This window comes from Labrys sp. KB_33_2 (assembly GCF_052114505.1).
Taxonomy (GTDB): Bacteria; Pseudomonadota; Alphaproteobacteria; order Rhizobiales; family Labraceae; genus Labrys.
In genome coordinates this window covers 61,224-87,933 of record NZ_JBFREW010000025.1, presented here as the reverse complement: position 1 = coordinate 87,933, position 26,710 = coordinate 61,224, and the positions used below count along the sequence as shown (strand labels likewise).

General features: G+C 63.9%; 24 protein-coding genes. 3 read left to right on the top strand and 21 right to left on the bottom strand.

The genetic code is table 11. The features are described from left to right. Positions 1-298: 298 nt before the first annotated feature. Both bmt and AB4037_RS31630 read left to right on the top strand, forming a co-directional pair. The gene (gene bmt, locus AB4037_RS31635; RefSeq protein WP_434959057.1) at positions 299-1,291 is read left to right on the top strand and encodes a betaine--homocysteine S-methyltransferase; all 993 of its coding nucleotides are present in this window, start codon (positions 299-301) and stop codon (positions 1,289-1,291) included. 239 nt (positions 1,292-1,530) lie between these two features. Beyond that, a complete protein-coding gene (locus AB4037_RS31630) occupies positions 1,531-2,025 on the top strand; it encodes a hypothetical protein (protein ID WP_441774240.1) in 495 nt (164 codons plus the stop codon). Between the two features lie 172 nt (positions 2,026-2,197). On the opposite strand, the gene AB4037_RS31625 is transcribed toward AB4037_RS31630, so the two are convergent. From AB4037_RS31625 to argH, 4 genes are all read right to left on the bottom strand, one after another. Continuing rightward, positions 2,198-2,659: a hypothetical protein gene (locus tag AB4037_RS31625; RefSeq protein WP_434959059.1), complete on the bottom strand. Its 462-nt coding sequence runs from the start codon at positions 2,657-2,659 to the stop codon at positions 2,198-2,200. 124 nt (positions 2,660-2,783) lie between these two features. Beyond that, entirely contained in the window at positions 2,784-4,049 is a 1,266-nt protein-coding gene (gene lysA, locus AB4037_RS31620; RefSeq protein WP_441774239.1) for a diaminopimelate decarboxylase, read from the bottom strand. Positions 4,050-4,067: 18 nt separating this feature from the next. Further along, a complete protein-coding gene (lptM, locus tag AB4037_RS31615) occupies positions 4,068-4,271 on the bottom strand; it encodes an LPS translocon maturation chaperone LptM (protein WP_434959061.1) in 204 nt (67 codons plus the stop codon). A gap of 98 nt (positions 4,272-4,369) precedes the next feature. Beyond that, entirely contained in the window at positions 4,370-5,752 is a 1,383-nt protein-coding gene (gene argH, locus AB4037_RS31610; RefSeq protein ID WP_441774238.1) for an argininosuccinate lyase, read from the bottom strand. Between the two features lie 15 nt (positions 5,753-5,767). Between argH and tlpA the strand changes: the two genes are divergently transcribed. Further along, the gene (gene tlpA, locus AB4037_RS31605; RefSeq protein ID WP_441774237.1) at positions 5,768-6,445 is read left to right on the top strand and encodes a thiol:disulfide interchange protein TlpA; all 678 of its coding nucleotides are present in this window, start codon (positions 5,768-5,770) and stop codon (positions 6,443-6,445) included. 30 nt (positions 6,446-6,475) lie between these two features. On the opposite strand, the gene AB4037_RS31600 is transcribed toward tlpA, so the two are convergent. From AB4037_RS31600 to AB4037_RS31520, 17 genes are all read right to left on the bottom strand, one after another. Continuing rightward, positions 6,476-7,645: a serine hydrolase domain-containing protein gene (locus AB4037_RS31600; protein WP_441774236.1), complete on the bottom strand. Its 1,170-nt coding sequence runs from the start codon at positions 7,643-7,645 to the stop codon at positions 6,476-6,478. Between the two features lie 250 nt (positions 7,646-7,895). Further along, positions 7,896-8,624, bottom strand: a complete 729-nt coding sequence (locus AB4037_RS31595) for a GIN domain-containing protein (RefSeq protein WP_441774235.1) — start codon at positions 8,622-8,624, stop codon at positions 7,896-7,898. A 36-nt stretch (positions 8,625-8,660) separates the two neighbouring features. Further along, positions 8,661-9,257: a DUF1700 domain-containing protein gene (locus AB4037_RS31590; RefSeq protein WP_441774234.1), complete on the bottom strand. Its 597-nt coding sequence runs from the start codon at positions 9,255-9,257 to the stop codon at positions 8,661-8,663. Next, positions 9,254-9,580 (bottom strand): PadR family transcriptional regulator, encoded by a 327-nt coding sequence (locus AB4037_RS31585; RefSeq protein WP_434959067.1) that lies wholly within the window; start codon positions 9,578-9,580, stop codon positions 9,254-9,256. Before AB4037_RS31585 ends, AB4037_RS31590 begins: the two co-directional genes overlap by 4 nt. A gap of 262 nt (positions 9,581-9,842) precedes the next feature. Next, positions 9,843-10,322, bottom strand: coding sequence for a 23S rRNA (pseudouridine(1915)-N(3))-methyltransferase RlmH (gene rlmH / locus AB4037_RS31580; RefSeq protein WP_441774233.1), 480 nt, complete (start codon positions 10,320-10,322; stop codon positions 9,843-9,845). Positions 10,323-10,431: 109 nt separating this feature from the next. Next, a complete protein-coding gene (gene rsfS, locus AB4037_RS31575) occupies positions 10,432-10,815 on the bottom strand; it encodes a ribosome silencing factor (RefSeq protein ID WP_434959069.1) in 384 nt (127 codons plus the stop codon). A gap of 167 nt (positions 10,816-10,982) precedes the next feature. Beyond that, entirely contained in the window at positions 10,983-11,615 is a 633-nt protein-coding gene (locus tag AB4037_RS31570; RefSeq protein ID WP_441774232.1) for a nicotinate-nucleotide adenylyltransferase, read from the bottom strand. A 223-nt stretch (positions 11,616-11,838) separates the two neighbouring features. Continuing rightward, positions 11,839-13,260, bottom strand: coding sequence for a 3-isopropylmalate dehydratase large subunit (gene leuC / locus AB4037_RS31565; protein ID WP_441774231.1), 1,422 nt, complete (start codon positions 13,258-13,260; stop codon positions 11,839-11,841). A 523-nt stretch (positions 13,261-13,783) separates the two neighbouring features. Continuing rightward, on the bottom strand, positions 13,784-14,536 hold the full coding sequence (locus AB4037_RS31560; RefSeq protein ID WP_434959073.1) for a phosphodiester glycosidase family protein: 753 nt from the start codon (positions 14,534-14,536) through the stop codon (positions 13,784-13,786). Between the two features lie 27 nt (positions 14,537-14,563). Beyond that, complete coding sequence (locus tag AB4037_RS31555; RefSeq protein ID WP_434959074.1) at positions 14,564-15,205, bottom strand: LysE family translocator; 642 nt, start codon at positions 15,203-15,205, stop codon at positions 14,564-14,566. Between the two features lie 99 nt (positions 15,206-15,304). Continuing rightward, positions 15,305-17,500: a mechanosensitive ion channel family protein gene (locus AB4037_RS31550; RefSeq protein ID WP_441774230.1), complete on the bottom strand. Its 2,196-nt coding sequence runs from the start codon at positions 17,498-17,500 to the stop codon at positions 15,305-15,307. A 241-nt stretch (positions 17,501-17,741) separates the two neighbouring features. Then, on the bottom strand, positions 17,742-18,470 hold the full coding sequence (locus AB4037_RS31545) for an FkbM family methyltransferase (protein WP_434959076.1): 729 nt from the start codon (positions 18,468-18,470) through the stop codon (positions 17,742-17,744). Then, positions 18,467-19,570 carry a radical SAM protein gene (locus AB4037_RS31540; protein WP_434959077.1) on the bottom strand — a complete coding sequence of 368 codons (1,104 nt, stop codon included), beginning with the start codon at positions 19,568-19,570 and terminating at the stop codon, positions 18,467-18,469. The genes AB4037_RS31545 and AB4037_RS31540 overlap by 4 nt, the downstream gene beginning before the upstream one ends. A 298-nt stretch (positions 19,571-19,868) precedes the next feature. After that, complete coding sequence (locus tag AB4037_RS31535) at positions 19,869-21,536, bottom strand: adenylate/guanylate cyclase domain-containing protein (protein WP_441774229.1); 1,668 nt, start codon at positions 21,534-21,536, stop codon at positions 19,869-19,871. Between the two features lie 213 nt (positions 21,537-21,749). Further along, complete coding sequence (locus AB4037_RS31530; RefSeq protein WP_441774228.1) at positions 21,750-22,925, bottom strand: aminotransferase class V-fold PLP-dependent enzyme; 1,176 nt, start codon at positions 22,923-22,925, stop codon at positions 21,750-21,752. 261 nt (positions 22,926-23,186) lie between these two features. Next, positions 23,187-23,633, bottom strand: a complete 447-nt coding sequence (locus AB4037_RS31525) for a cyclic nucleotide-binding domain-containing protein (RefSeq protein ID WP_434959080.1) — start codon at positions 23,631-23,633, stop codon at positions 23,187-23,189. Positions 23,634-23,710: 77 nt separating this feature from the next. After that, positions 23,711-26,395, bottom strand: coding sequence for an ABC transporter transmembrane domain-containing protein (locus tag AB4037_RS31520; RefSeq protein ID WP_441774227.1), 2,685 nt, complete (start codon positions 26,393-26,395; stop codon positions 23,711-23,713). Between the last annotated feature and the right edge of the window lie 315 nt (positions 26,396-26,710).

Genomic DNA, 26,710 nt, shown 5'->3' with positions numbered 1-26,710 from the left:
CAACAAGTCGGAGGAAGGCGGCTCCTCGGCCTATGTGCCCGCCAACGAGAAGGACGATACCCAGCTCAACAAGGCGATCGACCTGCTGCATGGTGCGCAGAAGAGCGCCTATTTCCCGCCGGATCCGAAGGCGGGCGTGCCGAACTGACAGGCTTTTCAGCCCATCCCATGCTTGTGCAACGCCGGGCTTGTCCCGGCGTTGCTGTTTTGGGGGGCGAAGCCGCCCCCGGACATTCGTGCTTGAATCGTTCCCGCAAAAGCCTATGTGGAAGCATGGTTTCTTCATGAAGGACACGCCATGCGCCTGACCGAACTTCTGGCTCAAAAGCCCGTGCTGCTCGCGGATGGGGCCACCGGGACCAATCTGTTCGAGATGGGCCTGATGTCGGGCGATCCGCCGGAGATGTGGAACCTCGACCATCCCGACCGCATCCACGCGCTGCACCAGTCCTTCGTCGATGCCGGCGCCGACATCATCCTCACCAATTCCTTCGGCGGCAATCGCCGTCGCCTGGCGCTGCACAAGCTCGACGGACGCGTGAAGGAGCTCAATGCCGCGGCCGCCCGCACGGCCCGAGAGGTCGCCGATGGCGCCGGCCGCCCGGTAGTGGTGGCCGGTTCCGTCGGCCCGACGGGCGATCTGTTCCAGCCGCTCGGGCCGCTGACCGAGGACGAAGCCGTCGAGGTCTTCCTCGAGCAGATCGAGGGGCTCAAGGAAGGCGGCGCCGACGTGATCTGGATCGAGACGATGTCGGCTGCCGAAGAGATGCGGGCCGCCGCCAAGGCCGCGGTCAAGGCCGGCATGCCCTATACGGTGACGGCGAGCTTCGACACGGCCGGCAAGACCATGATGGGCATCCCGCCATCGGCCATGCCCGAGGTTGCCGGCGGCGTCGATCCCAATCCTGTCGCGGTGGGTGCCAATTGCGGCGTCGGGGCTTCCGACCTTCTGGTCTCGGTATTGTCGATGACCGAAGCCAATCCCGAAGTGGTTGTCATCGCCAAGGCCAATGCCGGCATTCCGCAGTTCCACGGCGACCATATCCATTATTCCGGCACGCCGGAGCTGATGGCTAATTATGCACGCCTGGCCATCGATGCGGGTGCGCGCATCATCGGCGGCTGCTGCGGCACCTCGCCGGCCCATCTTGCCGCCATGCGCCAGGCCATCGATGCCCATACCCGGGCCGAGCGCCCGGATGCGGCCAAGGTGATCGCCGAGATCGGCCCGCTGGTCGCCCCGCCCAAGGTGGGCGGCGGTGAGGAGGCACGGCGCCGGCGCCGGCACTGAGCGCCGACCTTTGTCATGCCCGGGCTCGACCCGGGCATCCAGAGCACAGCTCGTCACCTGTGGAGGCTGGATTGCCGGGCCAATCCCGGCAATGACAATGGCTGTGCTGCTGGTGCGTTCCTCGCGGAACAGCCAGCCCAGGTCAGGCAATCTCATACCAGCAATCTGGTAAGGACATGATTGGCATTGCGCGGATCATCGCCGTAGCAATGGCATGTTTCATCGACAAGGAGAGGCCGATGCGCCGCCTGATCCGTTCCTGCGCCGTGCTCGCCCCGCTTCTGTGCCTGACCGTTCCCACCGGGCCGGCAGCGGCTGAGGATTGGAACGATTATGCCAATGCCCGTTTTGGCTATCGCATCTGTTACCCTGCCGATCTGATGACAGCGGAGCCCGAGGCCGACAATGGCGATGGGCGTGTCTTCACCGGCCGCTCCGGCGCCAGCCTGCGGGTCTGGGGCTCCTACAATGCCGCCGAGGAAGACATCGGCACAATCGTTGCCGGTGTCGCCGGTGACGGCAAGGTCACCTATCGCAGCGCCACCAAGAACGGGGTGGTGGTCTCAGGCCGGAAGGGCGGCGAGACTTTCTACGCCAAGGTCCTGTTCGAGAAGGATGCCAAGGGTGCAGTCGAGACCATCCGTGCCTTTCGCCTGACCTATCCGGCCAAGGAGGCGGCAACCTATGATCCCGTCGCGGCGAGGCTGGCCAAATGCTTCGTCGTCGCTCGCTGAGCACCGAGCAGGCGCGGAGCAAAAGGCTGCTTACGGGCGCAATTCCGGGAAAAGGCCGACAGTGATTTGCCGGGGTGGCGTAGCCCCTCACCCTTACCCTCTCCCCGCTCTTATGGGGAGAGGGTAAGGGTGAGGGGCTACGGTGGCCCGAGCGATCCTGCTGAAAGATGCTCTATCGACTGCAAGCCTTGGCCAAGGCAGCGGCGCCCCTGGAAGCGCCAGTCAGCTTGATCTTTTCGCTCTTGCCGAGGAAGCCGATCTTGAGGGTGCGGCCCTTGCCGAGAACGGCGCTCCAATCGGGATCGAAGTCGGGCTTGGCCTCGAGCGATGGGCCGTTCAATTCATCCTCGACGGCCTGCATGGTCACGTCGACTTGCCCGCCCTCGGAACTGAAGCTGACCACGCCCTGCCAGCCTTTGCGGATGCGGTCGGCGCCCGGCAGATAATTGATCGAGAAGGCCTTGCTGTCCGGCGTGCAGAAGAAGGCAAGCGGCTGGTCGTCGGTGTCGGGCACCTCATAGGCCACCACCACCGATTCCGGCGACTGACGAAGCTGCCAGCTATAGGCGTCCGCCAAGGCGGGGGTGGCCACGGCCACGCTGGCGAGAAGGGGAAGGGCAAGGAAACTGCGCATGGGTCCTCGGAGTTCCAGATGGAATGACGGCTCTACGACAGGGTTGGAGAAGGCGCTGTTCCCGGGAACACCCTCTGTTCCCCGGAAGAGAAGTTGTTCCCTAGAACAGAGGCTGTTCCCGGGATCACAGCCAGTCCGGTACCTTGTCGAGCCCGAGCAGTTCGTCATAGCTCGGCCGAGGCCGGATCACCGCGAACTTGTCGCCGTCCACCAGAACTTCCGGGATGAGCGGGCGGGTGTTATAGGTGCCTGACTGCACGGCGCCATAGGCGCCGGCAGACATCACCGCCACCAGGTCGCCGCGTGCCACCGCCGGGATGTCGCGGTCGAGCGCGAGATAATCACCAGTCTCGCAGACGGGGCCGACGACGTCGGCCGTCACCATTGCGCCGCCGAGCGGGCGTTCCTTGATCGGCCAGATCGCGTGATAGGCTTCATAGAGCGTGGGGCGGATCAGGTCGTTCATGCCGGCGTCGACGATGACGAAGGTCTTGCCCTCGCCTTCCTTCACAAAGGCGACTTCGCTCACAAGGATGCCGGCATTGCCGGCGATCAGGCGGCCGGGTTCGAACACCAGCGTGGCGCCGAGATCTCTGGCATAGCGCTTGACCACCGCGGCATAGTCGTCGGGGTGAGGCGGCGGCTCGTTGTCGTCGCGATAGGGAATGCCGAGGCCGCCGCCGAAATCGATATGGTCGATGACATGGCCGTCGGCTCTGAGGTCTCTGACTAGGCCGACCAGACGCTCGATCGAGGCGTCATAGGGCTCGAGCGCGGTGATCTGGCTGCCGATATGCATGTCGACGCCGGTGACCGCGATGCCTGGCAGCTTGGCCGCGCGGGCATAGAGGGCGCGGGCCTGGGCGATCGGAATGCCAAACTTATTCTCGGACTTGCCGGTGGAGATCTTCTTGTGGGTCTTGGCGTCGACATCCGGATTGATGCGCAGCGACACCCGGGCCATCACGCCCTTGGCGCTGGCACGCTGCGACAGCAGCTCCAGTTCCGGTTCCGATTCGACGTTGAAGCACAGAATGTCTTCATCGAGCGCATAGTCGATTTCACGCACGAGCTTGCCGACGCCCGAGAACATGATCTTGCTGGCAGGCACGCCGGCGACGCGGGCGCGGCGCAACTCCCCCTCGGAGACCACGTCCATGCCGGCGCCGAGCTTGGCGAGCAGGCGCAGCACGGCAAGATTCGAATTGGCCTTCACCGCAAAGCAGACAAGCGAGGGCACGTCGGCAAAGGCACCGGCGAACACCTTGTAGTGCCGGCGCAGCGTAGCAGCCGAATAGCAGTAGAAAGGCGTGCCGACCGCCGCGGCAATCGCCGGCAGTGCGACATCTTCGGCATGAAGCACGCCGTCGCGATAGGTGAAGTAATGCATGGCCGGTTCGGTTCGAAATCAGTTCAACAGGAAATCCATGGGCAGCTTGCGATCCGGCTTCACATAGCCCGGATCCTTCTTTTTGTTGTAGCCGCCGCCCTTGCCGTCCGAGACATGCTGCTCGGGTGGTGGCTCGAGCTTGCCCTTGCGGCCGCAACCGGCGAGGCCGAGAGTCGTGACCAACGTCAAAGCGAGCGCGATGCGGAACGCATTACCAGCCATGGGGAACTCCAGTGTTTGACGCTGTGTAGCACGAATTTTGATTTGAGAGCGCGGACATCTCAGCAACATGTGGGCATGTTGCGATGTCCGTGCTTCGATTATTTCGCCAGCGCTTTCAGCCACTTCCTGGCCTGGACCTTGACATTTGCCGGCGCCGTCCCGCCATAGGAGGTCCGGCTGCGGACTGACTTTTCCACGCCGAGCACGGCGAAAAGCCCCTGATGGATGCGTGGCTCAACCGATTGCATCTCAGCCAGCGAGAGCTTCTCCAAAGGCAGCTTGACATCGGCGGCGAGGCCGACCAGGCGGCCAGTGACGTGATGGGCCTCGCGGAAGGGCAGATTGAGCTCGCGCACCAGCCAGTCGGCGAGATCGGTGGCGGTGGCATAGCCCGAGCCGGCGGCCGCCTTCATGCGCTTGAGGTCGGGCACCATGTCCCTGACCATGCCGGCCATGGCCGCCGTGCAGAGCGACAGCGTCTGCAGCGCGTCGAAGGCGGGCTCCTTGTCCTCCTGCATGTCCTTGCCATAGGCGAGCGGCAGGCCCTTCATCATGGTGAGCAGGCCGACCAGCGCCCCGATGACCCGGCCGGCCTTGCCGCGGACCAATTCGGCCGCGTCGGGATTGCGCTTCTGCGGCATGATGGACGAGCCGGTGGTGAACTTGTCCGACAGCGCCACGAAGGCAAATTGTGGCGTCGTCCAGATTACGATCTCCTCGGCGAAGCGGGAGAGGTGCATGGCGGTGATCGAAGCGGCGGCGAGCGCTTCCAGCACGAAGTCGCGATCGGAGACCGAATCGAGCGAATTGGCGGTGGGGCGGTCGAAGCCGAGCGCCTTGGCCGTGGCGTCCCGGTCGATCGGGAAGGAGGTGCCGGCCAACGCCGCAGCGCCGAGCGGGCATTCGTTGAGGCGCCGGCGCGCATCGGCGAAGCGGCCGCGGTCGCGGCCGAGCATTTCGACATAGGCGAGCAGATGGTGGCCGAAGGTGACCGGCTGGGCCGATTGCAGATGCGTGAAGCCCGGCATCACCGCACCGGAGAGGGCGAAAGCCCTTTCGGCGAGTGCCGTCATCAAATCTTTCAGCTGAGCGTCGAGATCGTCGATAGTGTCGCGCACCCACAGCTTGAAATCGGTGGCGACCTGGTCGTTGCGCGAGCGGGCGGTGTGCAGGCGTCCGGCCGCCGGTCCGGCAATCGCCGCCAACCGCGACTCGACATTCATATGGATGTCTTCGAGCGCGCGCGAAAAAGTGAACGAGCCGCTCTCGATTTCGCCGCGGACCACCTCTAGACCGTCCGCGATGGCCTTGGCATCGGCGGCGGCAACGATCCCTTGCTTTTCCAGCATGGCGAGATGCGCCAGAGAGCCGCGGATGTCCTGGGCCCACAGGCGCTTGTCAAAGTCGATCGAGGCGTTGATCTCTTCCATGATCGCGTCCGGTCCCGACTGGAACCGGCCGCCCCACATTTTGTTGCTCATCTGGATAGGCTTTCAGTGAACGAGAATAGTCGGCAGGAACATTCCGAGAGTCAGCCACCACAAGGGTCGAACCGGCGCTGGTTGATCGGCGCGGCAATCCTGGCGGGAGCCGTGGCGGGTGTCGGCGCGGTATACGGGACAAACGGCGGCTCGGGCAATCAGGAAAGCGCATCCTGCCCCGCTTCCGCGGCAATTGCGGCCCGTGTCGACCCGCTCGCCAAGGGGGAGGTGGCGGCTCTCGCCGTCTCCAAGGCGCCTCAACCGCTGGTGCCGATCAGCTTCCAGAGGGCGGACGGCAGCAAGACGACCCTGGCCGATTTCAAGGGCAAAACCGTGCTGCTCAATCTGTGGGCGACCTGGTGCGTGCCCTGCCGCAAGGAGATGCCGGCGCTCAACCAGTTGCAGGCCGATCTGGGTGGCCAGGACTTCGAGGTGGTGGCCGTCAATATCGACACGCAGGGGCCCGAGCGGGTCGACGCCTTCCTGAACGAGACCAAGATCGACAAGCTGCACCGCTACGCCGATCCTTCGACCGGCATCCTGCAGAGCCTGCGCAATGAAGGCCTCGGCCAGGGCCTGCCGACCTCGGTGCTGATCGACAAGCAGGGTTGCCGCATCGGCGCCATGGCCGGCCCGGCCGAGTGGGCCAGCGAGGATGCGAAGGCGCTGATCAAGGCGGCAATCGGGTCCTGACACTCCCTCCTACCCACTGCTCCTGGCCGCTTATGGTTTGGCGGCAGGCAGCACATAGCGGTTGAGGATGGCGGCTGCGAACCCGCCCTCGTCCTGGCCGCCATACCGCCCCGCATGCACCATCACGGTGAGGTCGAGCGAGGGCACGATGAACAGGCGCTGCCCGCCATAGCCGAAGCCGGCGATCCAATCGACGGAGCGGTGGTCGACCAAGGAGCGCCCGAGCCAGAACTGGAAGCCGTAGAACATGGCGCCGGGGGCGTTGATCTGCGGCGCCGTCGCCATCTCGATCCACTTGGCCGACACGATTTGTCGGCCCTTCCACGCCCCCTTGTCGAGCACCAGCTGGCCGAATTTCAGCGTGTCGGCGGGCAGCAGGCGCAGGCCCGAGGCCGCCACCGGGCCGCCGTTCTGGGGATAGCGCGCCCATTCCACCTTGGTGATGCCCATCGGCTCGAACAGATTCTCGCGTGCCAGCTCATCCAGGGGCTTGCCGGTCGCCTGCTGCAGTACGCAGGCAAGCAGGCCGGTGGTGCCGCCGCTATAGGTCCACACCAGGCCGGGATCATGGGCCACGGGCTGCTCCAGTGCATAGCGACAGGGGTCCTTGGCCATGTCCATGCGACTTTCGCTGTTGGCGGGATTGTCATAAGCGAGCTGCTCGTTCCAGGCCAAGCCCGGCGACATGGTGAGGAGATGGCGCAGTGTGATGCCGCGTTTTTCCGGCGTTGCCAGATCGGCATAGACCGGCAACACCACCAGCACCGGCTGGTCGATCGAGCCGATCCAGCCCTTGTCCAGGGCGATGCCGAACAACAGCGATACCACGCTCTTGCTGATCGAGCGCAGATCGTGCGGAACGTCCGGCCCGAAGGCAACCTCCTTGGCCGGCTGGCCCCAGTGGGAATCGGAGCCAGTGAAATAGCGTTCGAATACCAATTTGCCGTGCCGGGCGATCAGCAGGGCATGGATATTGTCCTCCTTCGCCGCGTCGAGTTTCTGGGCGAGCGTGCACAGGTTTTGCGGATCGAGGCCGACATCTTCAGGCGCAGCGATCGGCCAATCGGACGTCCCCTTGCCGGAAGTGCCCTTGCCGGGCGTGCCGCAGGTCGATTGAGCCGCCGCCGAGCCCGATAGCCCGGCGGTGGTCATGCCGGTCAGAATGATCGCCAAGGCAACGGAAAGGCTATGGGGGCGCATGGGTGCCTCCTTGCAAAGTGTGATGGGGAAATGGGAATAGCGAGAGTTCGATCGGAATCGGCCCGGAGCTCCAGGGGCTTATCCGTGAACGAGGGAAACGAAGGGACAGCCATCTCCAATGCCACCAAAGGTGACGGGAAGGGGGCCGGAGCCTTTAGTCGTGACCGCTAGAGCAAAGCGCGTTTTGGCGAAGCCGCTTCTTTGCTCCAGCTCCTTGCTTGGCCGTGATTCCGCCTAATCCCAAAATGCTTTAGGGAACTTCCTCGATCCGGCCGCTGCCATGGATCTGCGTCGTGAGTCTGGGCTTGCCGCGCAGGGTGACGCGGCCGCTGCCGGAAAGGGTGACGTCGGCACTCTCGCTGGCGGCAATACCGGCTTCACCGCTGCCGCTGATACGAATCTCGGCCGCCTTGGCGGCCAGCTTGGCCAGATCCGCGCTGCCGGAACCGGAGATACGCAGGTTCAATTGTTCCACCGTACCCTCGCCGGTCGCCTGCGCACTGCCGTGGAGGCGAAGCGCGAGCCGATCCTGCGCGATTGCCGCAAGGTGTAGCTCACCGGATCCGTTCACCGTCCAGTCCTTGACCGGGCCGCCCGTCAGCCGGACGGCGATGGCGCCGAACGGGATGTCGCAGTCATCGTCCAGGGCGAGGCGTCCCGCCGAGAGGCGGACATGGCCGATCAGGGTGGGGTCACCGCTGATCACGGCGCTGGATTGTGGGCCGGGGGCATAGCTCACGCTTGCCGGCAGGGCGAGGGTCAGCGAGCCGTCATTGTCCCAGGGCAGGGTGATCGAACCAGCCTTGCCGTCGCCGCTTTGCGGCAGGGCCGGGCAGGCTCCCCATCCCGTCAGCGTGGTCCAGCGCCAGCCTCGCCAGGGCGAGCCGTCGTTCGGCCCGGCAAGGCTGGTGCCGAGGAACAGACAGACCAGGGCGATCACGAAGGAGAAGGCCGCCAGTTTTCCAAGTTTCGAGGGCATGGTGCCTCCCATGGCGCCTGCTCGGCGCGAGCATTGTCACGATGCGGCGCCGGAGCGTGGTGAGGAAGTGAGCAAGCGGGTGTAGCGCCGGGCATGTGCAGCCATCGCCCTCAGCCCGGCATTGAGGCCGAGCAGGAAGAGGCAGCTCAGACACACCGCCAGGGCGATGAAACCGAAGCCGACCAGGGCCCGCCCGAGATGGGTGAGCAGGGGCGCGCCATCCCACATGAAGGTCGAGTGGAGCACGATCGCCGATCCGCCGAGCGCCAAGGCGAGGGTAACCAGGCCGAGGGCAAGGAAGACCACCAGGAGGATCGACAGGACGGGCAGCAGCACGAAGAGATCGAGCATGGCGAGGCCGGTGAGCGCGGCGATCGCGCCCAGTATGGTGGATGGGCTCGGCCGCGCCTGCAATTGGCGCAGGCCGCTTTCCGCCTTGAGTGCCCGGGCAAGCTGGGCAGGATCGCCAAGCATCTGCACGACACTGTCCTCGCTACGCCCGGCCTCCTGCGCATCGGTGAAATAGGCGGCGTAGTCAACCAAGACCTCGTCGATCTCCGCTGCCGGCAGCCCGTCGAGACCAGCCTTCAAGGCGTCGAGGAATTCCTGGCGAGAGGAGTCCTGGCGAGTCATGGCATGCCTTCCATAAGCCGGTCGACGGCGGTGACGAAGTCACGCCATTCGCGCTGACGGGCCACATAGTTGGCCTGGCCGGCCGGCGTCAGACGGTAATATTTGCGTGGCGGGCCGCTGGCCGATTCCTCCAGCCTTGTACTGACCAGCCCCTCGGTCTGCAGCCGGCGCATCAGCGGGTAGATGGTGCCTTCGCCCATGCCGACGCGCTCGGAGAGCGTGCTGGCGATCTCATAGGCATAGCTTTCACGCCGGTGCAGCAGAGCCAGGACGCAGAGTTCGAGCGCGCCCTTCTTGAGCTGGATGTCGATGGAATCGGTCATGGCCTCCCTACTCTTCAAGGGGGAGAATAATGCAAGGTACCTTTTAATGCAAGGTACCTTGCATTATTTATTTGGGCAGGCAGATCGCCGAAAGCGGCTGATGATGTGCGGGAGAGGTTGAGGCTTGATGGAGGAGGGCAGCGCGGCCTGCGCGGCTTTTGGGCCAAAGCTCGCGCCTATATGTCTTCACGCCACGTCTCGAAAATACCGACAGAGCGAAGACAGATCGTCCCGGGCAGAGCCAGGTCAAGGCGGATGGGTATCACGCCCGGTGATAGGGATGGCCGGCGATGATGGTGGCGGCGCGGTAAAGCTGTTCGGCCAGGAGGATGCGCACGATCTGATGGGGCCAGGTCATCTTGCCGAAGGACAGCGAGAGGATCGCACGCGACCGGATTGCGTCGCCATGGCCATCGGCGCCGCCGATCAGGAAGGCAAGGGATTGGGTGCCGCCGTCGCGCAAGCCGGCAATCCGCGCGGCAAAGGCCTCGCTGCCGGGCGAACTGCCGGTTTCATCCAGGGCAATGATGGTGGCCGTGCCAGCAGCGGCGAGCAGCTTGTCGGCTTCCTCGGCCTTGCGGTCCTCGGGTCGCCGGGCACGGCTTTCGTCGATTTCGACGATGTCCAGCGGGCCGAGAGCCAGGCTGCGGCCGCTGGCGCTCAGCCGCTCGGCATAGCGGGCCACGAGATCGCGTTCCGGGCCGGCTTTGAGCCGGCCGACGGCGCAGATCATCAGGCGCATGCTCACTTTAGAGCAAGGGTGCGATTTCTTCGAATCGCGCTTTGCTCTAACTCCTTGTTTTGACACATTTTCTCAATCGAAAAGTCTATCGACTTTTCTGGAAAATGCTTTAGCTCGGAAGCAACTCGTTCGGGCGGCCTGACGACCACATCTTCTCGAGATTGTAGAAGGCGCGGACCTCGGGGCGGAACACGTGCACGATGACGTCCCCGGTATCGAGCAGCACCCAGTCGCAGACCGGGACACCTTCGATCCGGGGATTGCCGTGTCCATTTTCCTTGAGATCCTTGGCGATGCGATCGCTGATCGCGCCGACATGTCGGGCAACCCGACCTGTCGCGATGATCATGACGTCGGCGATTGCACTCTTGCCGCGCAGATCGATTTCCACAATCTCCTCAGCCTTCATGTCATCAAGGCAGTTGAGGATCAGGCGAACCGTAGCTTCAACGTCCGGGCGGATCGCTCGGCTCACGGGATGAAGCGGAATCACGTCCGCTTCGCGTCTCACCAACGTGGTCAGGGGCACACCCTCTTGCTCATTGATTCGCGGACCTCCGCGAATTCCACTCGCTCCACAATATTAGCAAGCCATCGCGTCGATTCAATGACGCCAATAGAATTAAGCCTGCTCCGACATAGTTAATAAGTGGTTAATTTTTACCTTATGGGCAAGCCCTGGCCATTGGCCCGCAAGGCGGTGGAGGAATTGGCATCGAGCGGCGCGTGCAGGAAGATCCAGGCGGGCGCCCGGCGATATTTCAGCGTCGCGGCCTGATATTCGGGGACGCGATAAGCGGCGAGTACACGGGCCGCCTTGGCAAGCGGGCCCTTGGTGGTGGCGCCGGGGCGGGCCACCACGGCAATGGCCACCCGCGAAGCGATGGCCTGCCATTGCTGCCAGCGATGGAAGCCGGCGAGATTGTCGGCGCCCATGATCCACACGAAGGTCACGCCCGGGCAGCGGCGCTGCAGCCAGGCGATGGTGTCGTAAGTGTAGCGGGTATGAATATCGGCCTCGATGCCGGTCACTTCGATGCGAGGGTGGTCTGCGAGCCGGCGTGCGGCCGCCACCCTGAGTTCGAGCGAGGGCAGGGCCCGATTGTCCTTGAGGGGGTTGCCGGGCGTCACCAGCCACCAGACCCGGTCCAGCCCGAGCCGCGTCAGCGCCACCAGGCTGGCATGGCGATGGCCTTCATGAGGCGGATTGAAGCTGCCGCCGAACAGCCCGATGGTCATCCCCGGGGCGAAGGCGGGCAGGCGGCGGGCATCGGCAGGCGAGAGTGGAGGCATCACAACCGCATTCCCCTCTCCCTGGTGGGGAGAGGGGCTAGGGGCGAGGGGGAAAACATGCATGGTGCCCTCAAAAGACCCTCACCCCTAGAGCAAAGCGCGTTTTAGCAAAAACGCCCTTTTCTCTAGTCTCATGTTTCCCACGCGTCTTTGCGATTCCAGGTGCTCCCGTCTAATCGCAAAACGCTCTAGTCCCTCTCCCGACTCGGGAGAGGGGAGATGACTACGCGTTGGCCGCGATCTTTTCCCATTCGCGGATGTCGACGAAATGGCCGGCGATGGCGGCGGCAGCAGCCATCTGCGGCGAGACCAGGTGGGTCCGTCCCTTGTAGCCCTGGCGCCCCTCGAAGTTGCGGTTCGAGGTCGAGGCGCAGCGCTCGCCGGGAGCGAGCTTGTCGGCATTCATGGCCAGGCACATCGAGCAGCCGGGCTCGCGCCAGTCGAAGCCGGCGGCCCGGAAGATCTTGTCGAGGCCCTCGGCTTCGGCCTGCATCTTCACCAGGCCGGAACCCGGCACGATCATGGCGTTGACATTGGCGTTGACCTGGTGACCTTCGACGATGCCGGCGACGGCGCGCAGATCCTCGATGCGGCCATTGGTGCACGAGCCGATGAAGACGCGATCGAGCTTCAGGTCCTGGATGCGCTCACCACCCTTCAAGCCCATATAAGCCAAAGCGCGTTGGATCGAGGCCTTCTTGTGTTCGTTGGCGGCATCCTCGATGCGTGGCACATTGCCGGTGATCGAGGCAACATCCTCCGGGCTGGTGCCCCAGGTGACGATCGGCGGCAATGCGGCGGCGTCGAGTTTCACCTCGCGGTCGAAATGTGCGCCTTCCTCGGTGTAGAGCGTTCTCCAATAGGCCAGAGCCCGCTCCCAGGCTTCGCCCTTCGGCGCCTTGGGGCGATCCACGAGATAAGCAAAGGTCTTCTCGTCGGGCGCGATCAGGCCGGCGCGGGCGCCACCTTCGATCGACATGTTGCAGATGGTCATGCGGCCCTCCATCGAGAGGGCACGGATGGCGTCGCCGGCATATTCCAGCACATGCCCGGTACCACCTGCCGTGCCGATCTCGCCGATGATGGCCAGGATGATGTCCTTGGCGGTCACGCCGTCCGGCAGCTTGCCGTCGACGGTGACCCGCATATTCTTGGCCTTCCGCTGGATCAGCGTCTGCGTGGCGAGCACATGCTCGACCTCGGAGGTGCCGATGCCGTGCGCCAGCGCCCCGAAGGCGCCATGCGTGGAGGTGTGGCTGTCGCCGCACACGATCGTGGTGCCAGGCAGGGTGAACCCCTGCTCGGGGCCGACGATGTGGACGATGCCCTGGCGCTTGTCGAGCTCGGAATAATATTCGACGCCGAAATCCTTGGCGTTCTGGGCGAGCGTCGAGACCTGCATGGCGCTTTCGGGGTCGTCGATGCCCTTGGAGCGGTCGGAGGTCGGCACGTTGTGGTCGACGACGGCCAGGGTGCGCTGGGGCGAGTGGACCTGGCGGCCCGAGACGCGCAGGCCCTCGAAGGCCTGCGGGCTGGTCACTTCATGCACGAGGTGACGGTCAATATAGAGCAGGCTCGTCCCGTCGGCGGAAGTTTCGACGACGTGATCGTCCCAGATCTTGTCATAGAGCGTGCGGGGAGCCATGGCTTTTCCTAGAGTGTGACGTCGATTTAACGCTGATGTAGTCAAAAATGCCCGTCTGGAAAAGAGTGTAAAAACTAACAGCCTAATTAGGTAGTTTGGCGATCTCCTCAATGAATCGCTTTCCCGGCCAGTTTAGTTGATCCGGTGCGTTTTCGATGAACTCGTCGATCGATGGCACTTGAAACTCGCGCGAATCAATGACCTCCCAGCCGACCTGATTGCTGGACCAGCCAATCTCGGCTTCACCCTGCCATTTCCCATCCTGTGACGCGTGAGGAACTGCATACCGAGGGCCTGCCGTCTGGAATGGATCGGCGTCTTGATATCTGCGTTCAGATAAAGGAGCAGAACTTTGCCGTCAGTCGCGTAGTCGTCGGGCCCTTTGTCGGATGGCACGACCGAGATCTGGAGATTGGGGAGGCTTTGTTTCTTACTTGCCTCATTCAGGCTTCAATGAAGCTCCGATGAGCAACGGCGAGAAAGCCCAGGAAATCCAGTACTGTCTTGGTGGGTTCTGCCGCCATCACGGCCCTTCCGTCACGCCCACCATCGGTCCCAGCGTGGTCCAGCCGCCGATGGCCGGCATCGGGGGTGCGTAGAGGGTGGAGATCGAGCCGTCGAGGAAGAGGGCGTTTTGGGTGCCCAGGCCGTCACGGAACAGTTCGGCGAAATCGTGGAAGCTCACCGGCTCGGCCGAGATGGCGAAGATCACGATCTTGCCGTCGCGCACGCCGACGCCATTGCGGATCTTCTCGGAGGGACCGTCCGGCTGGATCTTGGGATGGATCTGGCCGTCGATCACCAGCATGGGGCCCGATTGCGTGGCGAAGCGGGCATTGATGCGGGCTTTCAGAAATCGGCTCGTCTCCATCACGCCGGCCTTGCCGTCGCCGAAATAGAACACGCCATTGGGCTTGAGATGGAAATTGCCAAAGCCGTTGCGGGTGTTGGCGTTGTGCAGGATGCGGCCGTTCTCGACATAGAGGCCGACGGGGCCGAGCGCCTTGTCATACATGCCGGCATTCATGGCGAAGATCAGCTTCTTGCCCTGGGCGCCCAGTTCCTGGGCGAGCCGGTTCGGACTGCCGAGCGGCGTGCCGTCGGCGCCGCGCCAATAAAGGGCCAGGCTGTCGTTCGACAGATCGAAGCGGCACACGATGTAGCTGCGCCCCTTCGAGGTCACGTCCTCGCAGGCAGCTTCGGCCGCGACGGCCGATCCGATCAGGGCGACGATGGTTGCCAGGCCCAGTAAGGTCCGGCGCAGAAACGACGGCAAGCAACAACTCCTCAGAGCAAAGCGTGTTCAGCGGGTCTGAGTGGTCAGGATCTTGAAGGCGAACAGCCCGAAGACCCCGGCGAAGGTGAAGTCGATGCCGCGCAGTACGCGTGGGCGCGCCTTCAGCCACGACACCACCTTCTCAGCCCCGAGAATCAATAGAAACGCAAACGGCAGATTGATGGCAATGAAATAGAGTCCCAGGAAGAAAAGTTTCTGGGAGGCATGCGGGTCGGTGGCGTCGACGAATTGCGGCAGGAAGGTCAGGAAGAACAGCACTACTTTGGGGTTGGTGAGGTTGATGCCGAGCCCGACCGTGAAAGTGGCCCAGAATCCTGCCTCCTGCTTGGTCTCGTCGCGAATGTTCAGGGCAGAGCCGGAGCGGATCGCGCCATAGGCAAGCCAGAGCAGATAGAGCGCGCCGACGATCTTCAGCACGGTGAAGGCGGTGGCCGAGGCCGCCAGCACGGCCGACAGGCCGACCGCGGCAAAGAAAGTATGGAATAGGCAGCCGACCTGCGTACCCAGCATAGCGGCGGTACCGCCGCGCCGGCCGCCGGAAATGGTCTTGGCCAGCCATAGGCTCATGTCGGGACCGGGCGTGATGAACAGGAACACACAGGCGATCGAATAGAGGGCGAGCGTATGGAGATCGGGTAGAAAGGTCATCGCGACAATCCGCCGGCACAAATCGGGTATGTGTCTGCTACACCCTGACGCGCATTTGGGGAAGGATTTGGTAGCGCCGACGCCCCTATCCTAACTGGCCTATCCGGCTGCGGCGGGAGGCAAGGCCAAGGCCGCATTGGCGGCGACGGCGGCGCCGAGCGAGGCACGGCCCTCACCGTCGAGCGTGCGCACCGCCACGGTGCCGGTGGAGAACTCGATGCCCTGTTCAGGCAGGATGCGGACCAGACGCTTGAGCGCCTCGCGCTGGATGAAGGTCGGCTTGTTCGGTTTGACCGTGAATTTGAATCGGACGACGATGGCGTTGTCGGTGATGTCGAACACGCCCTGCATCTTCAGCGGGGTGAGGAACTCCTCCTTCATCTCGGGATCCTCGAGCATGTCCTGGCCGATCTTCTTGACCGCCTTGCGCAGCTTTTCCAGATCGGTCTCGCGTGCGAAGCGCAGCGGAAATTTGATGGTCGCCCAGTCGCGGCTGTAATTGGTGACCTGGCCGAGCTGGCCGTAGGGGATGGTGTGCACCGGCCCGTTCTGGTGGCGCAGGCGCAGGGAGCGCAGGGTGAAGCCCTCGACGGTGCCCTTGGCCTTGCCGACATCGATATATTCACCGACCCGGAAGGCATCGTCGATGAGGAAGAACACACCCGACACCACGTCCTTCACCAGGGTTTGCGATCCGAAGGAGATGGCAAGGCCGAAAATCGAAGCACCGGCGATCAGCGGCGTGACATTGACGCCGAGCTGAGACAGGACGGTCAGCACGGCCAGGATGGAGATCGCGATGGCCAGGCCGATGCGGAAGACCGGCATCATGGTGGCGACGCGCGAGGCGGTGGAAACCGGAGCTTCGTCCTCGGTGTCGCTCGCGCCCGGCTGGAGAGGAGAGCCGCTGCGGCCAGAGGAATAGCGGTCGGTGATGTAGCGCACCAGTTCCCAGGTGCAATAGGCGGCAAAGGCCGTCAGACCGGCCGAGAAGAGGCTGCGCGCCACCCTGTTGAAATCGTCGCCGGCCATTACGCCGCTGACATCGACGGCCCAGGTTCGGCCCAGGGCGCCGATCGCCAGGATCAGGACGCCGAAACGGGCGCAACGCGCCAGCGCTTCCGCGCCCCTTGGATGGATCAGGCGGACGCCGTCGGTCTGATGCTGAAGCATGATGCGGATACGGTGCACCAGTGATTCGACCACCAGCAGGGCTACCAGAATTGCCAGCGTCAGCATCAGGGCGCCGGAGATGCGCGTCTGGCCCGCCACGGCCGCATAGATATCGGCGGTGACGAACAAGGCAAACAGCAGCATGGCTCCAAGGAACCAGTGCTTGGCGATCGTGGTCTTGACCGGGCTGGCATGGGCGGGATTGGCGACGCCGATGAACCAGCGGCCGATCGGGCCGTTGAGGCGGATACAGACGGCCACCATGCCCAGCATCATGATCACGGCCCCATAGAGCTGGGCGGTTCCCACCGCCAAAGGCGGGGACTGCAGGGCACGCAGCACATCAGCCAGCACGGTGTTGAACAAGAGCAGCAGAATTGCAAACGAAGCGCCACGATAGATTGCCCGTGCATCGGCATCCCCGAGATCGGGCAGGCGGGCCTCGGCCAGGCGTGGCTGCAGGGTGAAGCGGAACACCGCCTGGAGCATACGCCAGATCAGCATGGTCTTGAGCATGGCGATGGAGAAGCGGGTCTGTGGCAGGTCGCCCATGAAGCGGGCCGCCTCGCTGGCGTTTCCGACGACCCAGAGCGCGATCAGGGGAGGTAATTCCAAGGCCCCGAGGCCGAGCAGGGCCCTTATGCCATGCAGCCCATGCATCCGGATCACCAGGCGGCGCCGCAGGGGTGTCAGCAGCAGCCGGACTACCCATTCTGCCGCAAGGGCCGCCGCCAGCGCGCCGATCAGCAGCAGAAAATAGCGGCCGAGGCTCCTGCCATTGTTGAAATCAGCATCGAGCCTGGTGATCAATTTGCCGAATTCGGCCCAAAGAGCCGGCAGGCCGGTGACGAGGCCGCCGACGTGCATGAACATCTCGGTCTGCTGGGCACTCGCCATCTGCATGCCGCTGCCGTCAGGGCCGGGCGGAACGGGTTGTGTGCCCTGGGCCTGCAATTTCTTCATGACGGACTGGCTGATGGCTTCCACCATCGTATCCATCTGCTGCTGGCTCATGACGGGAGCGGCAGGAGCCGAGGGCGGTGGCGTTCCCTGCGCCCAGCAAGGCCAGCTTGCCAGGGCGAAAACCAGGAAGAGCCAACGCAAGCCGCCAGGCAGTTTCAAGGCAAACGTCCTCCAAAACGTCTTGCGGCTTGCCGGCATGAGCCAGGAATCGCAAGACGCTATAGCCAATCCCGTTGGATTGGCTGGAAACAAAGAGTGAGAGCGAACCGACGTCCAAGCCTGAACGCGTTTTGCTCCAGCCGCCGACGGGCAGGCGCAGGGCCTCGCTTGCCTGACCGAAGGACGGACAATTCACGACACAGGGCGAAGGGGCGGTCAATGGCCCCGTAACGGCAATCTGCTACTTTCGCGTCAGCAGGACGGTGGAATTCGCCTGTCGCGATATGGGCATGTCCTCGCAATCCAGGCTGCGCAGCTCATAGGCTGCGAGTGCCGACTGGGCCGTCGCCGTCAGAGCCTCGATCTGCACCGGCGAACGGCCGGCCTTGGCGAGCAGGCGTGGATGGAAAGCGATCAGGGCCGCGACGGTGCGCGGGCCGAGGAGAGGCGCGAGGTACGGCAAGAGCTGATATTCGGCCCCTTCCACATCCATTTTGAGGACGATGCGCTCGGCATCCCCCGCCATGGCCGCGATGTCGGCAGGTAGAATGGCCTCCGCCTCCCACAGCGCGACGCCGCTGTCTGCGGCCAGGATGCTACCCATGCTGTCGCCGGGTTTCCTGGGCGACCCTAGCCTGACGCGCCCCGGCGTCGGCGACACCGCGGCATTGTGGAGGCGGATGCGCGATGACAGCGTCGGATTGGCGGCGACATTGGCGCTGATGAGCTCGAAGGCGCGCGGGTCGGGCTCGAAGGCGAGGACATCGGCCCCGAGCGCAGCGGCTGTCAGGGTGATCGGTCCGATCCAGCCGCCGATATCGATGAGCAGCGTATCAGGGCCGGCGAGCGCGTGCACACTCGCCAGTGTTTCCGGTTCCCAGGTGCCGCTCTCGGCCTTGTCCCAGAAGCCGTCCTTGTCGTCGGCGACGCTAAAACGCGTGCCGGCAACGGTACGCAACCGGGCGTTCACGCCGCTTTGCTCTGCAGCTCGGCGGCCTTCTGCCGGCGCAATTTATTGAGCTTGATCTTGAAGCCCATATTGTCGGCGTTGGAATAGGAGCAGCTCTGGCAGATATCGAACTGCTTGGTGTAACCGTGGCGCCGAGCCTTGGCGGCTTCGTCCGACAGATAGGCCTGCTTGAAGCCGACCTTGTCGACATTGGGCAGCTTGATCATGCGGTCATAGTCGATGCAGCACAGGCCGAGATCGCCTTCCCAGAACACTACGGTCTGATAGAGCGGCACGTCGCAGAGCAGGCTGATCTTCTCGTTCTGGTGGCGCTGCAGATCGTGGTTCTTCGGCACGAGGTGGCCGTATTTCGTCTGCTGGTCGTCGTCGGTATAGGAACCCAGGCTGAAGGTCTTGAAGCGCACCTGGTCGAAGCCGATATTGTCGGCCCACTCCACCATCGCGTCGATCTGCTTTTCCGAATAGGAGGTCAGCAGCGTCTGCAGCACGGTCACCGTCTTGGTGATGCCGAGGCGCTGCTTGATGGCGAGGAAGTTCTCGATATTGGCTTTCACCTGCTCGAATTTCGAGCCGACGCGATAGGATTCCTGCGCCTCGGCGTCGAAGCCGTCAATGCACAGGTTGATGCGGCCAAGCCCGGCCTGGAGCATCTTCTCGATCAACTCGGAGGAGAGCTTGGTGGCGTTGGTCGAGACGAAGGTATCGTGCCCGCGCTCGTTGGCGTAGGCGATCATCTCGGGCAGCGCCTTGTTCATGGTCGGCTCGCCGGAGAAGTTGAAATACATCGCCGGCTTTTCCTTCTCGTCGACGAAATCGTCGACGATCTGCCGGAAGATTTCCATCTTCATCAGGCCGCGCGGCCGCGTCATGGCGAAAGTGACCGGGCAGACGGGGCAGCGCAAATTGCACGAATTGGTGACGTCGACGACGATGATCGTCGGCAATTTCTTGAAATAGCTGAGCGGAATATGGCTGGCAGCGTAGGTGAACGCCTTGCGCGCCAGAGGCGATTTCTGGATCTGGTCCGTCACCTTGTCGCGCATGCGGTGCAGCAGCTTGGGGGCGGCGGACTTGGTTCCAATCGCAGTCAGATCAAGCACGGTCTTCTCCATCCGGCACACCGGGTCAAGGCCGGTGGCTTGAGCCCGTGTGTAGCGCAGATTTGGCAGAAGTGCGACAGGCGGCGCTCAAATTCGAGTGATGGTGGTCCCGGCATGACGCGCCGTGCCGGATGCCGGGAAAGCACCCTTCAGAGCCGTACTGGATCCTCGCCATCGGCAGCGCCGTCCAAGCCCGCTCCGCTCGATGCGCCGCTTCCCGCGGCAATTCGGGAAGGCCTGCGCCGAGGGCCGGCACGGTGCGGCCCGCCGGAATGGGGCGTTGCAGGATCTTTGCGTCTCACTCCGCCGGTACGGGCGTTTCATCCAGCGTATAGAGCGTGATCGGCTTGTCCCGGCCGACGATATGCAGATGCTTGCCATTCTGGCGGCGCAGCGACATGCCGGAGCGCTGCATCGCTTCCTCGGAAATCAGGCAGTCGGTCAAATAATCCTTGGTGGCGGCTTCCAGCCGGCCGGCAATGGTGACGGTGTCGCCGAGCGCGACCAGGCGCATGCCGCGTTCGCTGTCGCCGACACGGGCGATGATGGCAGGGCCGGAATGGATGCCGATGCCCACCCGCAGCGGGATCGAGAGCGCGGCTCCGAATTCGGTGTTGAGGCCTTCCACGCTCTTGAGCATGCCCCTGGCCGCCCGGATGGCATCGGCTGCGCCGCGGGAGGGCTCGTCGCCAAGGCCGAAGACCGCGATCAGCCCGTCGGCCGCAAAGGCATCGACGCGGCCGCCATGGGCTTCGGCGGCCTGGGTCATTTCCTGCACGAAGCGGTTCATCAACAGCACGATGTCGTAGGGAATCTGCAGCCTCGTCATCGCATTGAAGGCGCGGATGTCGACGAAGAGCGCGGTGATCTCGCGTTCGGCGCCCCAGCGATAGAGATCATCGCCGCTGCGCCCGCGCATGCCTGTCGGCACGATCGGCAGCAGGATCTGCACGGAGATGTCGTGGTCGGGGCGAAGCTGACAGGCGAGGCGCACATTGGCGGGTGCCGAGATGCGCTCCAGCATGGTGCGCTCGGCCTTGCTCGGAGCCGGCAGGGCACTTGCGTCGGAGGTGACCGCCACCCGGCAGGTCGAGCAGCGCCCGCGTCCGCCGCATTGGGCGGGGTGGGGGATGGCATTGGCGCGGCTGGCTTCGAGCACGGTGGTGCCGCGCGGGATCTTGAAGGTACCATGGCCGACATAGCGGATGGCGACCGTGCCGGAACGCAGCCGCAGTACGACCCGGAGAATCATCACGAAGGCAACAAAGGCGATCACGGCGGCAAGGCCGAGCAGCAGCCATTGTCCGGCAACGAGCAAGGCCATGGTGTGATCGGCGGCGATCGGTGAAGGCGTGCGGCCGGCGGCCTCGAGCTCTCGGCTGGCGGAGAAGAAGCCCGCCAGCGCCAGCGTGGGCAGCATGCCCATGCCCAGGATCAGCAGGTCGCGCCAGCGCGCATAGAAGGAGCGGCTGCGCAACACCTGGCCGATGCCGATGCAGCCATGGGTCCAGGCGCAGAGCAGCAGCAGGATCTGCTTGACCGGTCCGCCCTGCCAGATTCGCGCCAGCACCTCGCCATAGCTTTCACTGTAGCCATAGAGCGAGGTGACACGCGTGCCCAGCACATGGGAGATCAGGAAATAGGGAATGGCCAGGCCGAGGGCGATCTGCACCAACTCCTCGAGCGGCATGCGCGAGATGCGCCGCGTGGTCAGCCGCTTGAGCGCGAGCGTGGCATGGGTCAACAACGCTCCGTAGAGGAGCGCGGTGCCGCCATAGGACTGCCAGGCCCAGATGCGCCAGCGCTGCACGGCCTCCATGGTCGCTACGCCGAACACGCCGAGGGCGTGGTTGAGCAGGTGGGTAGTCACGAAGGCGAACAGCACGACCCCGGCCCAAAGCCGCAACTCGCGCTCCCGCGGCAATCGCCATTCGATTTGCCCGGGTGCGCTCTCGGTGTCGCTCATGCGGTCGAACTCGTGAAGATGAGTGCCGGGATGCGGCAGTCGGTCAAAGGGGTGGCCCCTGCGTCACTGAGGCAAAGCTCGTTTTAGCGAAAACGCGATTTTACTCTAGCTCTTTGTTTCCGAGCCAATCCAACGGATCGGCTGGAGCGTGTTTGCGATCCGCGGTGACGTCCTCGAGCATTCAGGCTTGAATGCTTGGGCGCCAGCCTGCCACTAGTGCATTTTCTGCAGCAGCGCGAGCAGGGCGTCGATCTCTTCCTCGCTGTTGTAATAGTGCGGGGAGGCACGCACCAATATCGGCAGATGGCGGGCGAGCGCATCGAGCAGAGTGCTGCCCGGCCTGGATATGCTGAGATTGATGCCGGCTTCGGTCGCGCGGCGGCGGACCTCCTCCGCCTCTAGGCCATCGACCGCGAAGGTGACGATGGCCGCCGGGTGCGGGCCGAGATCGAAGATGCGCAGGCGCGGGAGCGACCGCAAGCCCTCCCGCAGCCGCTGTGACAGCGCCAGGCAGCGTTCGCGAATCGCCTCGATGCCGACGGCGAGGGCGTAATCGGTGGCGACGCCCAGCCCGAGCCGCGCAGCGTAATTGTTCTCCCAACTCTCGAAGCGCCTGGCATCGTCGCGCAAGCGATAATGATCCTTGTCGACCCAGGTTGCGCCGAAATGATCGATCATGGGCGGCTCGAGCGTGAGGCAGAGCTTGCGGCGCACATAGAGGAAGCCGGTGCCGCGCGGCCCGCGCAGGAATTTGCGGCCGGTCGCGGACAGCATGTCGCAGCCGAGCGCCTCGACGTCGACAGGCATCTGTCCGACCGCCTGGCAGGCATCGAGAAGATAGGCAATGCCATGGCGCCGGGCCACGGCGCCCACGGCGGCGGCCGGGTTGACCAGTCCACCATTGGTCGGGATCCAGTTGATGGCGATCAGGCGGACCCTGTCGTCGATCATGGCCTCGAGCGCGGCGGGGTCGAGCACGCCGTCGGCATCGTCGGGAATGACCTCGATCACCGCACCGGTTCGCTTGGCGACCTGCAGGAAGGCGATGTAGTTGGCGCCATACTCGGCCGTGGTGGTGAGAATGCGGTCGCCGGGCCGGAAAGGGAGAGCATAGAACGCCATCTGCCAGGCGACGGTGGCATTCTCCGTCAAGGCGATCTCGTCGCGGGCGCCGCCGACGAGGCGGGCCAGGCTGTCATAGACAGTGTCGAGACGGGCTGCCGATTCTTCGGCGGCCTCATAACCGCCGATCTCGGCTTCGCGCCTGAGATAGGAGGTCATCGCATCGACCACTGGCGCCGGCATCAGGGCTGCGCCAGCATTGTTGAGATGGATGCGATTGGCGACACCGGGGGTTTCGGCACGAAGGCGATCGAGCGCAAGGGACATGGCGGTTCCTTAGGCGTCCCTCGATCCGATGGAGTCATCCGGAATCGCAAAGACGCGTCGAAACGGAATCGGAACGAAACTGCGTTTGAAACGCACCTCGCTCCGGGCAATGGCATGGCGCCATCTGCCCCCGAGTCCTGCCTGCCAAGCCTTCACAATGCAAGTAATTGTAGGTAAATTCGCCAAGCAAGATGTGGCCGCCGCAAAGCTGCAGCGGCTGGTTGAAGCCCACCCGTCAGGCGCCTCAATGCGTCAGGCGCTTCAATGCGTTAGGACGTGGGCGTCCTGCGTGGCGATCTGCATGACGCGGCGCGCCAGTTCCTTGGCGATCGACATCGAGAATTGCGGATTGTCCTGCATCATGCGCAGCAGGCAGTCCTTGTTGATGCGCATGACCGAAATCTCGGTATGAGCCCGCGCTGAGGTGAAACGGCGTGCGTCGCAAAGCACCGCGACTTCGCCGATCATGCTGCCCGGGCCTTCGGTGCCGACAGTGATGAGGCTCTCGCCGTTCTGGGCAAGAACTTCGACTTCGCCCTTGAGGATGACATAGGCAGCGTCAGGAATCTCTCCCACCTTGAAGAGATAGTCGCCCTTCTCGAAGGTCAACTGCTCGCTCATGCAGGCAAGCAGCCGCATCTTGCACGGATCTATACCCGTGAAGATCGCCGCGTTCCTGATGGTCTTGACTTCCAGATCGAGATCCAAGGTCCCTCTCCCCGCTCAACCCAAACAACCCCTCGTTGAGCAATCGAGGCAAAATCCAGCTGCAATCCAAGCATCATTTAGGCACTCTGCGCAAGAGTAACAATATCGCGAGTGACGATTCTTGATCCCTCGAACTCGATGATCCGGTCGAATCCCTCTGCCTGGCCGCTGCTCGGCAGGGTTGCAATCAAGGTGCGCCCCTGCATGGCGCTGCGCACGCTATGGAGAAGCTCCTCGGCTTCCGTGCTGGAAAAGGCCAAAAGCGCGTTCTCCATCACCAGAATCTGGGGATTGGCGACCAGGGCCCGGGCGATGGCGATGCGGGCGCGCTGCGCCGGCTGCAACTGCCAGCCATTCTTGCCGACTTCGAAATTCAGTCCGAGGGCGAAGATGTCCTTGTCGAGGCCGAGTTCCTCGACGACGGCGCGCGCCAGCGCGTAGACGCGCTCGGGAGCATTGGCGATGCCATAGCTGATGCGCCCGAACAGGATGTTGTCTCCCACCGGGGCGGCGCGCATGTAGCTGGCGGGATCGTAGAACTCGATCTCACCGCTGTAGTGGGAGGGTAGGTGGGTACGGAAGCTGTGGCGAGCGCGCAGCACGCGCGCCATGAAAGCCTCGGTGACCAGACCCAGGCGATGGCGCGGCTCGATATAGGCAAGGCCAGCGCCGAGCAACCGCGTGCGCGCCGAGGACGAGAGCGCCCTCGTGGTGCCGCGTGCGTGCACGGAATCCACGATCTCCTGGAAGCGCGGCAGGTCCTCGGGGCGAATCGCCGAATAGCGCTCGAACACGGGATGTTCGGGCGGCAGGCCGGCGAAAGTCTCCACGGCCATCTCCGCCACGCGCAGGCCGAAATCGATCAGGGGTTCGAGCAGGGCCTCGGCCTCGAGGATGGAGCGCATGAAATTATTGCGCTGCAGGGTGTCCATATGCAGCTTCTTGCCCTTGGGCACGCCGAAGAGCAGGTTTTCGCCGACAGAGGCGCCGGCGTTGTAGAGCTGGGGGTCGAAGGGATCGACCAGATGGGACATGCCCTTGCTCGCGAGGCGCTCGCGCACGACCTGGCGTGCCCGCACGAATCGCTCGAGGAAAGCGTCGCTATGGCTGTCGTCGAAGCGGCCGCGCACGCCGAAGCGGTTGATGTCCGCGAAGGCTCCGGCGGCGTCGAGCGCCCTGCGAATCGCGTCGTCGACCTCCTGCGGCCCGGCTACGCCCAGCGCCTGGTAGTCCGTCCAGTCGGCATCGGCTGAGATCAGCGGATTGCCGGACCGGCGTGCTTCGAGGAAGGTCTTGTATTGCACGTTGTCGGACACGAGCACCGAGATGTCGCCGAGGGCGGGCGGCCGGCGCTGGGCGGCGAACAGGATGTTGTCGCGGATGGAGCCGGGTGAGAGCAGGGCATCCGGGCCGACGAAGGACAGGATCTGGCTGAGTTCGAGGTCGGAGAACGCTGAAATTTCGGTTTCGCCGATCTTCACGCTGCCCTGATAGGCCAGGAACTGGCGGCCGACGATGCGGGCCATGATGTCCCGGCCGGAGCCGGCCGGCCCGACCAGGGCGATGTGACCAGGCCTTTCCAGCGTTAGGGAGAGACGGTCGAGCAGCGAGACGCCACGGGCATCCTGCACGCTGACCGAGGTAAGCTGGATCGGCGTGTCGGCGGGGGGAATCGCCGCGGTCTTGCCATTGGCCGGCGGCAGCAGGCGCTCGGGCGAGAACTGGGCGGCGACCTGCTCATATTTCACCTGCACGTCCTGGCGCTGCTGGTCCCAGGTGATGAGGTCGTTGATCGGCGCGGGAAGATCCTTGTAGGCATTGATCACGGCAATGAGGGAGCCGATGCTCACCGTGCCGATCACGGCAAAGTAGCCGCCCACGGCGTAGAAGATGAAGGGCGTGAGCTGGGCCAGGAGGTTGTTGAGGAACTTGACCGCGAATTTGCGACGGAACAGGTTGGCGCGGATCGTGTAGAGGCCGCCCAGCCGGTCGCCGATCTCAGCCTCGACATAGCGGGTGGCGCCGAAGGTGTGGAGGGCGGGGGCCGTCTCGATCGCCTCGCCGATTCGCCCCGCGAGTTGGCGCGACGCCAGCTGGCGTTCGCGGCCGAGGCGGATCTGCTCGCGCCGCAGGATCGGGATGATGATCGCCTGGGCCAGCACCACGACGAGGGCGGCCAGGCCCAGGCTCGGGCTCTGCATCAGGATGAAGAGCAAAGCGGTGCCGGCCTGTGTGATCAGGAAGATCGGCTGGATGAAGGCATCGCCGATGAAGCCGCCGATCGGGTCGACTTCGTCCTTGATCATCCCGGCCACCTCGGCCGGCTTCAGGGGAGCGATGTCCTCGGGCCGGAAGCGCATCAGGATCGAGAACAGATCGAAGCGCAGGCGCCTGAGCATGCGCTCGCCCAATATGCCCTTGCGGATGTTGATGACATATTTGAAGGCGCCGTTGATCAGCACCAGCACCAGGAACCACAGGCTGAGCGCGAACAGGAAAGGTATCCGCGTGAGCTCGAGGCCGTCGAAGATCCGCCAGGTGGCGCCGCCGAGAAAATCGGGCAGCGAGAGCGACATCTCGAACAGGCGCGCCGTCTTGTTGCCGCCTTCGAAGGCGCCGTTCTGAATCGCCTGGTTGACGATGTGCTTGGGGACTTCCAGCGATATCCAATAGAAGGGCAGGGACACAAGAATCACCAGCAGCAGGAAGATCTGCTCGCCGCGCGAGTGCCGCCAGACATATCGAAAGAGGCTAGGGTCCAACGGGTGACACCTGTTTTCCAGTGTCGTGGAAGTAGGAGCTTGCAGGGCATCCGTCAACGAGGCTGCCATGTTAGCTGACAAAAGCTTGTTACATAACCATGTTTAGCGTTCGTATTTGCGTATCGTGGCTGCCAGGGTTGGCAGGTGCAGGCGGGCGTTCATTGCACTGAGAATGCCGCCATCTGCCCGTTGTCGCTGCGACGCGGTATGTTTATGATGAACCCGAAGTGGTATCGGATGGTGGCGGTGCTGCTTGGCTGGCCGCGCTGTTTGGCGCGAGCCGCTATACGGCGTCGATCAGGATCGAATTGGGTA

What these genes read in the sequence shown, in the direction of transcription:
- bmt (WP_434959057.1), top strand. Translation starts at nt 299, where the DNA reads ATGCGCCTGACCGAACTTCTGGCTCAAAAGCCCGTGCTGCTCGCGGAT.
- AB4037_RS31630 (WP_441774240.1), top strand. Translation starts at nt 1,531, where the DNA reads ATGCGCCGCCTGATCCGTTCCTGCGCCGTGCTCGCCCCGCTTCTGTGC.
- AB4037_RS31625 (WP_434959059.1), bottom strand. Translation starts at nt 2,659, where the DNA reads ATGCGCAGTTTCCTTGCCCTTCCCCTTCTCGCCAGCGTGGCCGTGGCC.
- lysA (WP_441774239.1), bottom strand. Translation starts at nt 4,049, where the DNA reads ATGCATTACTTCACCTATCGCGACGGCGTGCTTCATGCCGAAGATGTC.
- lptM (WP_434959061.1), bottom strand. Translation starts at nt 4,271, where the DNA reads ATGGCTGGTAATGCGTTCCGCATCGCGCTCGCTTTGACGTTGGTCACG.
- argH (WP_441774238.1), bottom strand. Translation starts at nt 5,752, where the DNA reads ATGAGCAACAAAATGTGGGGCGGCCGGTTCCAGTCGGGACCGGACGCG.
- AB4037_RS31600 (WP_441774236.1), bottom strand. Translation starts at nt 7,645, where the DNA reads ATGCGCCCCCATAGCCTTTCCGTTGCCTTGGCGATCATTCTGACCGGC.
- AB4037_RS31595 (WP_441774235.1), bottom strand. Translation starts at nt 8,624, where the DNA reads ATGCCCTCGAAACTTGGAAAACTGGCGGCCTTCTCCTTCGTGATCGCC.
- AB4037_RS31590 (WP_441774234.1), bottom strand. Translation starts at nt 9,257, where the DNA reads ATGACTCGCCAGGACTCCTCTCGCCAGGAATTCCTCGACGCCTTGAAG.
- AB4037_RS31585 (WP_434959067.1), bottom strand. Translation starts at nt 9,580, where the DNA reads ATGACCGATTCCATCGACATCCAGCTCAAGAAGGGCGCGCTCGAACTC.
- rlmH (WP_441774233.1), bottom strand. Translation starts at nt 10,322, where the DNA reads ATGCGCCTGATGATCTGCGCCGTCGGCCGGCTCAAAGCCGGCCCGGAA.
- AB4037_RS31570 (WP_441774232.1), bottom strand. Translation starts at nt 11,615, where the DNA reads ATGCCTCCACTCTCGCCTGCCGATGCCCGCCGCCTGCCCGCCTTCGCC.
- leuC (WP_441774231.1), bottom strand. Translation starts at nt 13,260, where the DNA reads ATGGCTCCCCGCACGCTCTATGACAAGATCTGGGACGATCACGTCGTC.
- AB4037_RS31555 (WP_434959074.1), bottom strand. Translation starts at nt 15,205, where the DNA reads ATGACCTTTCTACCCGATCTCCATACGCTCGCCCTCTATTCGATCGCC.
- AB4037_RS31535 (WP_441774229.1), bottom strand. Translation starts at nt 21,536, where the DNA reads ATGAGCGACACCGAGAGCGCACCCGGGCAAATCGAATGGCGATTGCCG.
- AB4037_RS31530 (WP_441774228.1), bottom strand. Translation starts at nt 22,925, where the DNA reads ATGTCCCTTGCGCTCGATCGCCTTCGTGCCGAAACCCCCGGTGTCGCC.